The sequence below is a fragment of the Candidatus Curtissbacteria bacterium genome (genome assembly GCA_024654445.1).
In the GTDB taxonomy this organism is placed as follows: Bacteria; Patescibacteriota; Microgenomatia; order Curtissbacterales; family GWA2-41-24; genus JANLHP01.
Genome location: JANLHP010000012.1, coordinates 20,733 through 32,232, shown reverse-complemented (window position 1 = coordinate 32,232; position 11,500 = coordinate 20,733). Strand labels below are relative to the sequence as shown.

Here is an 11,500-nt window from a genome sequence, read left to right as displayed (position 1 = left end):
AAAAAGGAAAGCAACTTAGCTGCCCTAAGTCGCTTCCCTTACACCTCAAAAGAGCATTGCTATTCGAGTTTCAGTCTGCGGTAGTGATGCTCTTTTCTTTTGGAAATTTATAAAACTCCCAAAAATATTTTGAATCTGCCAGCCGATTTACGGTCCTGTCAGACTTTATGTTTGGTCTTTTAGGCCTCTCATCCTAATTTTGAAAAGAACAAGAGGCTTCAAAGGACCTTTGTAACGTTTAAGTTTTACCTTAAACGTAGAGTTTCAGCCTGCAAAATTAATGTAGCACCCTTCTATAATTCTTGTCAATACCCTTACCCTACCTTATAGTAAAAAAACGTGCTCAAAACTGTTATCCTGTAGTTATTATAAAAGACATGTTTAAAGAGATTACGCTAATATTACAAGCTAATCCCACAATGAAATATTCATAAAACTGTCAGAAATTGTTTTGAGATGCAATGTTCATTTGACGCTATTTTGGCCACAAATTGGAGGCTAGATGATACAGTAATATATATAAGAGGAAGTAAAGCGATATTAGCTAATATTCGCGAATAGTAGCATTTACCAATCTTTTATAAAGAAGCTTGTTGGAATTAAAATTGGCAATTATACCTAGTTTGAGGCTAGCAGAAGACAAATACGCTAAGACTTGGACAGTAAAATCTCTTTTAAAGTAATCAGAAGCCTTTATCTCCAATTACAAAATCAATAAAATATCTACCTATCGATTCACCTCCGTATTTTAAAGGAACCATTCTTTCTCTGTTAAAAGAAATGTGCTCTGCTTTGAATTCGATTTCTATTGCTCTCTGATAATATTTCTCTTGGAAATTCGGACCTAATTGATTGTGAACCTTAAAAAGCACAGACATAATCCGATAACTAAGATCAGGATAAATAAGCCCATTCGCTTTAATTAGCTCACTATTTGCTTTCATAGACGATCCGGTTTACCAAAGATCATTTTACCCGCAGCAGTCTGCAGTACTCTTAAGACTTTGACCGTCACGTCGCGCCCCTTATAGATAGCTCCACCTTCGACAACCACCATTGTTCCGTCCGGTAAATACCCTACGCCCTGGTTTTTCTCCTTGCCCTGAGCGTTTATCGTGACTGTCATACTCTCATTTGGCAAAACAACCGTCTTGACCGCGTTAGCAAGCTCATTGAGGTTAAGACTATCAACTCCCTTGACTGTCGCGACCTTGTTCAAATTGTAGTCAACCGTAACCAATTTCCCCCTAACCTTTTTGGCAAGATTAACCAGTTTGTCATCCACTTTTTCCTCATTGGGGTCGCTAGAAAGCACTTCGACTTTGACCTTTTTGTTCTTTTTGAGCTCGGAAAGCACCTCGAGACCCCTTCTCCCTCTTGCCCTCTTTAAATCGTCCGCGCTATCAGAAAGCGTATGCAATTCACCCACAACCGCAGGAATAACAAGAAACGTTCCGAACAAAAAACCCGTTTTCGTAATATCCACCAGTCTCCCATCAATTAGAGCAGACGTATCAATAACCATGGGATTCATGTATTTGGAACTTACTTTCTTCCTCCCACTTCTTTTACCAAAAGAAAGAGCGCCAACACTCACGGAAGGGGTTTCGGGTAAATGGCTCGCAATTTGCTTGGCAAGAACCGCGATCCCAGCCCGGCCTGCAAGCTCTACAAGTTCAGGCAATATAAATCCAAATAGGCCAAAAGCGGCTGCTGCCGTAAGCACAAAAATAGTACCCGTTTCCGCGAAAATAGCGGGGGGCGTAACAACTCGAGCAACCAGTGCCCCAATAAAGGCAAGAACAATCGTAAGCGTCGGTCTAAGAAGAACTTTATATTTCATAACATCAATTTTTAATTTCTAATTCTTAATTTTTAATCAAATAATAAATCTAAATTTCTATTTCGAGCTTGCGAGAAACAAGCTCTCTTATTTTGAACTGGACGCTATTTTTGAAAATATCAAGGTAAGCTCTCGGGCTTCTTTCCATAATTCGCGACAATCATCTGCCACTTTCTCTGAAGCTTTTGGTAGCATCCTTAACCAGTATTTAGTCTCGATAGTCTCCTTTTTACAGATACGTATTTTGTTTCTGAAATCCTTTCTGCTTGAAGCTCCGTTAGCTTCACAATAGTTCGCCCCCATACTTGTACCGGAGCGAACTAGTTGGCCTATTATCGGAACCGTAACAACATTTTTAGGAGCTTTTTTACATAAATTAATAATCCGTTCTCCGAATAATGCCGTTCTTTCTTCTAAGTCATATTTCATAATTAATATTTAAAAAATTCAATAAAAATTAAAAATTTTAAATTAAGAATTAATCTCCATGTATTGCGTAACTAATCGCAGCCTCTAAACTTTTGAACCTATCAGGTGTAATAAAATCAGAAAAACCCAGCCTTTTGGCTTCACTCATCCTGTTTACTGACCCAGAAACTGGCCTCAACTCACCTAAAAGTCCTACTTCACCGAAGGCGCAAACGTTTTCCCGAACAGGCATGTCCTGGGCAGCAGACACGATAGCAAGCGCAACAGAAAGGTCAGCCGCAGGCTCAATTATCCGCAGTCCCCCCGCTACGTTAACGTAAATATCCAAGTTCCCAAGCGTCAAATTCGCAGCCTTAGAAAGCGCAGCGATAACGATTTGAACTCGAGAAAAGTCCAAACCCGTCGCTCTTCTAGTTGGAATTCCAAACATAGTAGGCGTAACAAGGCTTTGAACCTCCGCAAGAATCGGCCTGTCACCCGTAATAGTCGATGCAACGACGCTCCCTGGCCTCTTTTCGATTCGCTGAGCCAGAAATATCTTCGAAGGATTAGCGACTTCTTCCATGCCAGCATCAGTCATTTCAAAAACACCAACCTCGTATGTAGACCCAAACCTATTTTTGTTGCACCTTAGGATCCTGAACGCGTGCATCCCATCCCCTTCCAGGTTCAAAACCGCATCGACTAAATGTTCGAGCACCTTTGGGCCCGCAACACTTCCCTCCTTAGTAACGTGGCCGACTATAATGATTGGAATTCCCTTAGACTTTGCGTGAGACTGTAGAGTTTGAGCAGATTCACGAACTTGCCCCACGCTCCCTGCAGAACCATTCAGCCTCGAAGTGGTCAGCGTTTGAATTGAATCTATAATAAGTAGCTTCGGATCGACCTTTTCGGAAACTCCCACAACCACGTCCACGTCTGTTTGAGGCAAAATATAAAGACCGTCGGGAACCTTGGCTATCCTATCCGCCCTCAGCTTCACTTGATGCGCAGATTCTTCGCCTGTTACGTAGAGAACTGACGGACCAGGATCACCATTGGGTACTTTTTTACTCTTGGCGCTTTTAGCACTCGACCCCTCCGAGTCTTTAGCAATTGCCATTGCAGACTGCAACAAAAGTGTACTCTTCCCGATCCCTGGATCACCAGAAATAAGAACAATCGAGCCAGGAACAATTCCCCCTCCCAACACCCTGTCAAACTCACCAAAACCAGAAGTAATCCGAGGAAGGTTTTGAGCTTTAACAGCGGAAAGTCGAACCAGGCTTTCTTCAACTTTAATATTTAAAGTGTCTAGTCTTTGCCCTGAAGCCGAGTCCACAGACTCAACAAGGCTGTTCCACTCCCCACATTGAGGACACCTGCCCAAAAACGAGGCTGACTTGTAACCGCATTGCTGACATACAAACTCCGAATGACTCTTCATTTCTAAAATAAAAGCCGATCGCTCGGCTTCTTTACTCTCCCATTTGACTCTTTTGTAACTTTTGTCTCATCTATATAGTACCGGCTTTTCAGTCACAAGCGGAACAAGCGCGATCTTTCTTGAAGGTATATCAACCGATTCTATCTCACACTCAACTTTCTCCCCATCTTTATAACTAACATTAGGCGGAATTTTGGAAATATGGATCAGTCCTTCTACGCCTTCTTCCAAAGTAACAAACACACCAAATGGAGTAATCCTCGAAACCTTACCGATAACCTTCTGATCCTTGGAATATTTCTCTGTAGCTTTAACAAAGGGGTCTTCCTGTAACTGCTTCAAGCTCAAATTTAACCTGCCGGTTGTCGTATCCTTGGCAATAACAACAACGTCGACCTTATCACCCACCTTGAACAGCCTGCCAACTTCGTCTACCTTCTCCCAAGAAATTTCGGAAATATGAACTAAGCCTTCAATTTTAGAAGTACCACGAGAATCAAGAGTATCACTGGTATCACGGGCTTTTTCTTCCGAACTCGTGGTACTCGTGCTACCCTTACTCCCTGTGATACCCTTGAGATTAATCTCTACAAATATTCCAAAGGGCAAAATAGCCGAAACTACACCACTGTACTTATCACTAATTTTGATCTGGGCGAGCAATTTAAGAAGCTCATCCAAATCTTTCTTTCCAGGGTGTTTCTGAGAGAAAATGAGCCTGTTTGAAGCTCTATCGACTTCCAGAACTCTTACGGAAAAGCTTTTACCGATTAAATCTTCAAGTTTAGTTGGAGCTTTAAGCAGCTGCGATGCCGGCAAAAATCCTCGAAGCCCAGCAAAATCACAAATAATTCCGCCCCGATTTGCTTCAACAACAGAAACTTCCACCTCGTCCCCGTCTTTCATCTTACTTTCGAGTTCTTTCCACCTATTTTCTCCGGAAAGTCTTCTTAATGTCAGAACTACCTGCCCCGCATCGTTTTCAGGGTAAAGAACCATCGCCTCTATATTGTCACCAATACTAATTTTGGAAATTTCGTCTTTAGAAAGTGGGAGCTCTTTACCCGCAATTATGCCTTCGGATTTCGCTCCGATATCGACAAGGATTTCCTGAGGAGTCGCAAGAACTACCTTGCCAGTAACTTCTTGTCCTCTCTTCAATGCAGAACTTATGTAAGTTGAAGATGCCAAAAGATCGGCCATAGACAAATGGCCTGGAGACTTAGATGAGCTTGAAGTTTGATTTAATTTCGCCAATCATAACCACCCCTTAGTTTAAAATTCCAAATTTAAAAATGCTTTCAAATTTGCTGCCCCGAAGTATAACAGGTTTTTTTGGATAAAAAAAGTCTAGTCTCCGGCAACCAAAAGGGATTCCGCATTATCTCGAATTTTACCAAGAGCCCTTTTTCGAATCTGGCCGACACCTTGTCTGGTCACCTTCACAACCTCACCTGCTTCTGAAAGTGTCATGCTATGCTCGTATATTAATAAAAGAACCATTTGTTCTCTTTGGCTCAACTGCCCGCTTTCAACCGCGCGCTTTACATCGCGAAGTTTTGAACGGTTTTCTTCTTGTGAATCTTCTCGCGTATCAAAAGTCGCTTCCCTATCATTCGTTTGCTCTAGTGAAGAAACAGCTCCGGTTCTCATCCTCATCAACTCAAAGACAGAATTAAGTGTGGATCTGTCGCCGCCATTCTGTAACCAGTGCGCTTGAAGTTCTGCTCTAGAAGGATAACGTCCCTGGGCAGACTGAAACTCATCTGCCATTTTTTTAGCCCTCAAAACCCCGTAATAGACATGGATAGGAGGTATTATTGGTTTAGATTCAACAATCGCCGCTCTAATCCTTTGCTTTATCCAATCCTCCGCATATGTAGAGAAATTTGCCTCACACCCAAGGTCATATCTGTCGATTGCAACCATCAAGCCCTCGTTTCCAGCCTGAATAAGATCCAGATATGGGATAAAACCTCTATATTTATTGGCAAAATAAACAGCTAAGCCGAGATTGGAATTTGCGATAACATCCCTCACAGTGCTACTTCCCGCGAACACATTTTCAATTTTTACCAAGTCGTCTTCCCTAGCCCAATCCTTCAAACTTAAATCTTTTCTTAAATCGGCAACAGTGTGGTTTTTCCCCATGTGCTCAAATAGAGTTTTTGTCCTGTCAGGGGGGAAAGTCGGAAATCGGCTTAATTGTTGCATGTATAGTTTACCAAGCTCGATCTCTTCGAGATCTGTTTGTCTCACGCTTTCACGGTTGCTTGTCAGGTCACTAAAATCCAGCCGTCCTAAGCTAGCGGTGGTAGGTTCATCAACTGGTTTGTGTACTTGTCTTTCCATAATTTGTCTTTCCAATTTAAAAAGCTCACCCAAAGATGAGCTGCTTAATACTGACATCGAGCTTAGGCGCGCAATCCTGAGCGAAGTCGAAGGACGAGCACCGCAGCGAGATACCTACAAAAAAACTCACGGTAGGGTGAGTTGTTTTGTACTGGCATCGAGCTATCTTCACACCCAGTTGCCCAGGCACTATTGTCGCCGCTGAAGCGTTTCACTATCCAGTTCGGAATGGGATGGAGTGGTTCCACCTCGCTCGAGACACCAGTTGCAAGATTCTACCTTGTTAAGCCTAAAATTTCAAGTATTAACGTCCCCTATTCGAATTAACTAAATGCCTTTGAAATTTTCCCTTAACTGCGCTAGAGGAAGCCTGTTTTCTTTGAGCCTTCTTGGAATCCTTTTTCTTTGGATGCTTTGCTCTTCCTTCTAAGTCGGATTCGGACCATTGGCTTAACCTGTCCCTAACCTGCGTCGCATAATGGCCTTCAGTGCCTACCAAACTATCCGCGGAGTTTGCAATTGATTCCCTAAACGCGTCTACTGTTTGACGGCCGTATCTTTCAGAAAGAAGACCGCCCAATTCAGCCAGGCTGCTTGTATTACCAACGCTCCCGCTTAAACTTTCCCGGGAACCAATATCATCAGCAAAAACCTGAATGGCCAAAGACGCAGCTACGTCTAATGCCTTAATTTCAGCGACGGCTTCGTCGGTTAATCTTTCAAAATCGATATTTCTATCCTTTAGAGTACACGCAGTTAATCTTTCACCCATATTGATTCCTTAAAAAAAACACACGCACCTTTGGGGTTGCTGTGTGTGGTCTATATGCTATAGGCCGTATTTTACACCTAAATGACAGTTTTGTCAAAGCAAAGCGGGCCATTTCTTAAATTTCCTCTTTTGGAACTTCTACTCTGCTTATTAGTGTAATTGTAAGGCTGGAGTCAAGCTGTACGCTTGACATAAACCTGACAACTTACCGTTTAAATTAAAACCCCAGGACGCTTACTTGTCAAAACCAACCTCTATGCTTCCAAATATAGAACCTGCGTAAGCTTTAAAAATTATTATTCCTCTTGGATGTCTACTCGATCCTCGTTCGCGAATCTCTCGCGTCCAAGCGTCCAGTAAATTTCCAATTTTGCCAGCTTCAACTGCAGTAACTCGATCCGCAAAGAAATCCAAAACTTCACCCGCGCTCTGAGATTGCTCTATTTCAAGGTCAAAAAGTGGCTCTTCTCTTCTTAACCTCCCGACAACAGATGCCATTTGCGGATGCCCCAATAGGCTCATTTTTAGAAAGTTTCCAGCTTCTTGCTCTGTAGCTGATAATTTTGATTCTAACGTTTCTACCATAATATTCACCTCCTTTACCCGAGGTTTCCCAACAAAAAAACGGACTCTTCGTCCTACTATTATTATGAGACCAATTTTTAGCCTCTTGTTACCTTTCAGTAATTGGAGTTTTAGAAGAAACTTAGAAGTTTTGCCCTGATAAAACTGGATGGAAATGTAGTGGTTTCGACGCACTACGGGATAAAGGTGATGATCTTAGAGAACAAAGTTCTCGCAGACCATTTTTTAAATGATCTATTAGTACGGCTTAGCTGAAAATTAGGTACTTGGGTCAGTAGGCTAAGGAATATTCCTTCCACCCTACATCCCCAATTTCCCAATCAACCCACGCTTACGCGTGACAAACATTACTGCCTTTACACACGCCGCCTATCAACCAGATAGTCTTTCTGGGATCTAAGATATTTAGTCTTGAGGCCTGTTTGGCGCTTAGATGCTTTCAGCGCTTCTCAGTTACGAACATAGCTACCCAGCAGTGCTCCTGATGGAACAACTGGCACACCAGAGGTTCGCTCACCTCGGTCCTCTCGTCATTTCGTTTACTCCGATTACTCGGAGAATCAGACTATATCTTCACCCGTCCTTAAAGGGTTAGGGTGTCGGCATTTGACCCATGCTCTGAATTTTGCCCTAAAATGGCAAGTAGCAATGAGTCTCACCTTACTCACTTTTTATAAAGTAAGATTGGATCAGTCGTTACGGGGACATCTACTAAAATATTTCTCTGCGATGAAAAATAGTTCAAACTTTGCATTTCCTTAATCCATACATCAATATTTGTCTTTAAAATCAATTTTTGCTGCAGTTTCGGAATAACTTCAAGCATTAAATCTGCTTGTCTTTTTTTGAATCGCAAATATGGATTTAAGTTTGTTAATGTTTCAAGCACCTTCGAAAAACCTTCTATACGCAATTCGCATATATGGTCATTCCTGGTGTAAACATAACCACAACCTAAAACCTCTTTAATCCATTCAATCTCTTTTCTATATCGATTGTCTTGGTAAAAACAGATTACTGCTTTTACTCGATAAACTTCTTTGCCAGACTTCCTCCGATGAAGTTGAAGCATAATACTTCCGTCCCCATCTAGAAAACCAGCAATATTAAGAAAGAGAAGTTGGATCTATTTTAGAGAGTCTTCCCACGGTATTATCCTTTGACATTTTAATCGGGTTAATTATGGACCGAACATAACCCGTAGTCAAATAGGATTTCACCGTTATAAGCCGAATTGTCATCCGACATTCCTGCCGGAAGTAGCAATTTCTTACTAGAGGTGACCCCTCTCAAATATCTAACGCTTGCACCGGATAGAGGCCGAACTGGCTCACGCCGTTCTGAACCCAGCTCGCGTACCGTTTTAATGGGCGAACAGCCCAACCCTTCCCGCCTACTTCAGCAGGAGGATACGGTGAGCCGACATCGAGGTGCCAAACCTTTTCGTCGATATGAACTCTTGGAAAAGATTAGCCTGTTATCCCCGGGGTAGCTTTTATCCGTTAAGCTTGCGCGCTCCCATAAGCCACGCAAGGATCACTAAGACCTGCTTTCGCACCTGCTCGTGATGTACCACTCGCAGTCAAGCCGACTTATGCCTTTGCACTCTAAAAGTCCGTTTCTGTAGGACTTGAGTCGACCTTTGTACGCCTCCGTTACCTTTTTGGAGGCGACCGCCCCAGTCAAACTGCCCACCAGACACTGTCCTATCTCCCGTATTTTGTTAGGACAAATAGTGAGTTTCATTCATTAAGAAGAGTGGTATTACACTGTCGACCGAAGTCTCCCACCTATCCTATACAGTCTCAAAAAATGAAACAATATCAAGTTGCAGTAAAGCTCCACGGGGTCTTTTTGTCCTGGTGCAAGTTGGCCGCATCTTCACAGCCATTGCAATTTCGCCGAGTCCATCCTTGAGACAGTCGCTAAGTCGTTCAGCCTTTCGTGCGGGTCGGAACTTACCCGACAAGGAATTTCGCTACCTTAGAACAGTTATAGTTACTGCTGCCGTTTACCCGGGCTTACATCCGGGGCTCACCCTCCCGAAGGAGAGATCACTCCAAATGCTTGACCTACAGGCACTGGGCAGGCGTCAGCCCCTATACATCATCTTTCGATTTTGCAGGGACCTGTGTTTTTGTTAAACAGTCGCTTAGCGTCGTTAACTGCGCCCGCCACTGCTTACGCAGGGCGGGGGGACATCTACCAAAGGTACGTCCAGTTGTATTGCCGAGTTCCTTAAGGATGGTTCTCTCGCTCGCCTTGGTATACTCTACCAGTCCACCTGTGTCGGTTTGCGGTACGGATTTGACAAAATCTGGTAACGAGATTATTTCTTGGAAGATTAAACGATTTCTCTTGTCAGCTTGCGCCGACTTGCCATCAAAGCTCGAATAAACGCGAAAGTAGATTTTTCACCTTTCACTTCCTTGCTTTTTGGAGGCCGTATCATTTCGACCCAGAAAGATTCATTCTCCGTCTTCCCTTTACTCATAACGATTTTGCCAAAGTAGCCGAATATTAACGGCTTGTCCATCGACTACGCCTTCTGGCCTCGCCTTAGGACCGACTAACCCTACGTCGACGAACGTTGCGTAGGAAACCTTGGACATCCGGCGTCCCTGATTCTCACAGGGATTTCGCTACTCATACCGGCATTCTCACTTCGCATCGCTCCACTCACGCTTACGCGCAAACTTCACGGCAATGCGAACGCTCCCCTACCACTATGCCTTGCGGCATAATTCCAAGCTTCGGTGATATCTTTAGCCCCGGTACATTTTCGGCGCATCTACGCCCTCCGCCCGAAGGCGGAATCGACAAGTGAGCTATTACGCTTTCTTTAAAAGATGGCTGCCTCTGAGCCAACTTCCTTGCTGTCTAAACGTAAATACTACCTTTAACACTTAAGATACACTTAGGGACCTTAGCTTTGGATCTGGGATGTTTCCCTTTAGCCCAGTAAGGCTTAGCCCTCACGGACTGACTCCATACGTAGTCGTACCGGTATTCGGAGTTTGATTGAATGCTACACACAAGTGCGCAACGATCCATTCAGTGCTCTACCCCCAGTACGTAGTTAATATGGGCTATACCTAGATATATTTCGGGGAGAACCAGCTATCTCCGCGTTCGATTGGCATATCACCCCTAGCCACAACTCATCCCAGCCACTTGCAGCTGACACGGGTTCGGGCCTCCACTTGCCGTTAAGCAAGCTTCACCCTGGTCATGGTTAGCTCACGCGGTTTCGGGTCATACATCATGTGCAATAAATCGCCCTATTAAGACTTGGTTTCCCTTTGCCTCCGTCAGAATTACTGACTTAAACGTGCACGAAAATGTAAACTCACCGGTTCATTCTTCAATAGGCACGCGGTCACCCGGATAAATCCGAGCTCCCACTGCTTGTTAGCGTTTAATTTCAGGTACTTTTCATTCCCCTTCCGGGGTACTCTTTCACCTTTCCCTCACGGTACTAGTTCACTATCGGTCACAACACATATTTAGCCTTAGCTCATGGTCGAGCCAGATTCCTGCAGGATTCCACGTGCCCCGCAGTACTTGGGATACTCATAGAGCCGCTTAAAATTTCGCTTACAAGACTTTCACTTCCTGTGGTCAACCATTCCGGGTTGTTCAGCTATTTCAAGTGGTCTCACATTTGAGTCCCGCAACCCCGAGTCCGAAGACTCGGTTTAGGCTGTTCCCCTTTCGCTCGCCACTACTCAGGGAATCACTAATTGTTTTCTTTTCCTCGCCTTACTTAGATGTTTCAGTTCAGGCGGTGCCCTCTCTATACCTATGTATTCAATATAGAGTCAGTTTAAAACTGGGGTTTCCCCATTCGGAAATTACCGGGTCATAGCTTGACGGCAGCTAACCGGTACTTATCGCAGCCCTCCACGTCCTTCTTCGGTGTGTTGTACCAAGGCATCCATTAAACGCATATTTACCTTTATCCCGTACTACATCGAAACTAAAAAGGTAGTCTCAATAAAATACGGAACCATATTTTCTAGAGCTTATTGAGTATTATTAAGCTCTTTTTTAGATCCATTCCATCCAGTTTTAAAAGTACAAAACTTTT

Annotated in this window: 8 protein-coding genes and 2 rRNA genes; all 10 read right to left on the bottom strand. The window is 43.5% G+C overall.

Annotated elements, in window-relative coordinates; translation table 11 throughout:
- Nucleotides 1–683: 683 nt before the first annotated feature.
- Nucleotides 684–944 (bottom strand): GxxExxY protein, encoded by a 261-nt coding sequence (locus NUV69_01025; protein ID MCR4324251.1) that lies wholly within the window; start codon nucleotides 942–944, stop codon nucleotides 684–686.
- The gene (locus NUV69_01020; GenBank protein ID MCR4324250.1) at nucleotides 941–1,843 is read right to left on the bottom strand and encodes a hypothetical protein; all 903 of its coding nucleotides are present in this window, start codon (nucleotides 1,841–1,843) and stop codon (nucleotides 941–943) included. The genes NUV69_01025 and NUV69_01020 overlap by 4 nt, the downstream gene beginning before the upstream one ends.
- 87 nt (nucleotides 1,844–1,930) lie before the next feature.
- Nucleotides 1,931–2,272: a four helix bundle protein gene (locus tag NUV69_01015; protein ID MCR4324249.1), complete on the bottom strand. Its 342-nt coding sequence runs from the start codon at nucleotides 2,270–2,272 to the stop codon at nucleotides 1,931–1,933.
- Between the two features lie 49 nt (nucleotides 2,273–2,321).
- The gene (gene radA / locus NUV69_01010) at nucleotides 2,322–3,701 is read right to left on the bottom strand and encodes a DNA repair protein RadA (protein ID MCR4324248.1); all 1,380 of its coding nucleotides are present in this window, start codon (nucleotides 3,699–3,701) and stop codon (nucleotides 2,322–2,324) included.
- A 66-nt stretch (nucleotides 3,702–3,767) separates the two neighbouring features.
- Entirely contained in the window at nucleotides 3,768–4,904 is a 1,137-nt protein-coding gene (locus tag NUV69_01005) for a S1 RNA-binding domain-containing protein (GenBank protein ID MCR4324247.1), read from the bottom strand.
- A gap of 147 nt (nucleotides 4,905–5,051) precedes the next feature.
- Complete coding sequence (locus tag NUV69_01000) at nucleotides 5,052–6,110, bottom strand: sigma-70 family RNA polymerase sigma factor (GenBank protein ID MCR4324246.1); 1,059 nt, start codon at nucleotides 6,108–6,110, stop codon at nucleotides 5,052–5,054.
- Nucleotides 6,111–6,202: 92 nt separating this feature from the next.
- Nucleotides 6,203–6,319 (bottom strand): 5S ribosomal RNA (rrf, locus tag NUV69_00995).
- A gap of 38 nt (nucleotides 6,320–6,357) precedes the next feature.
- Nucleotides 6,358–6,825 carry a hypothetical protein gene (locus NUV69_00990; protein MCR4324245.1) on the bottom strand — a complete coding sequence of 156 codons (468 nt, stop codon included), beginning with the start codon at nucleotides 6,823–6,825 and terminating at the stop codon, nucleotides 6,358–6,360.
- A gap of 234 nt (nucleotides 6,826–7,059) precedes the next feature.
- Nucleotides 7,060–7,410, bottom strand: coding sequence for a hypothetical protein (locus NUV69_00985; GenBank protein ID MCR4324244.1), 351 nt, complete (start codon nucleotides 7,408–7,410; stop codon nucleotides 7,060–7,062).
- A gap of 316 nt (nucleotides 7,411–7,726) precedes the next feature.
- Nucleotides 7,727–11,373: ribosomal RNA gene (locus NUV69_00980) — 23S ribosomal RNA — on the bottom strand.
- Between the last annotated feature and the right edge of the window lie 127 nt (nucleotides 11,374–11,500).

Bases quoted from the DNA above. Each gene is read 5' to 3' on its own strand.
- NUV69_01025 (MCR4324251.1), bottom strand. From the start codon at position 944: ATGAAAGCAAATAGTGAGCTAATTAAAGCGAATGGGCTTATTTATCCT.
- NUV69_01020 (MCR4324250.1), bottom strand. From the start codon at position 1,843: ATGAAATATAAAGTTCTTCTTAGACCGACGCTTACGATTGTTCTTGCC.
- NUV69_01015 (MCR4324249.1), bottom strand. From the start codon at position 2,272: ATGAAATATGACTTAGAAGAAAGAACGGCATTATTCGGAGAACGGATT.
- radA (MCR4324248.1), bottom strand. From the start codon at position 3,701: ATGAAGAGTCATTCGGAGTTTGTATGTCAGCAATGCGGTTACAAGTCA.
- NUV69_01005 (MCR4324247.1), bottom strand. From the start codon at position 4,904: ATGGCCGATCTTTTGGCATCTTCAACTTACATAAGTTCTGCATTGAAG.
- NUV69_01000 (MCR4324246.1), bottom strand. From the start codon at position 6,110: ATGTCAGTATTAAGCAGCTCATCTTTGGGTGAGCTTTTTAAATTGGAA.
- NUV69_00990 (MCR4324245.1), bottom strand. From the start codon at position 6,825: ATGGGTGAAAGATTAACTGCGTGTACTCTAAAGGATAGAAATATCGAT.
- NUV69_00985 (MCR4324244.1), bottom strand. From the start codon at position 7,410: ATGGTAGAAACGTTAGAATCAAAATTATCAGCTACAGAGCAAGAAGCT.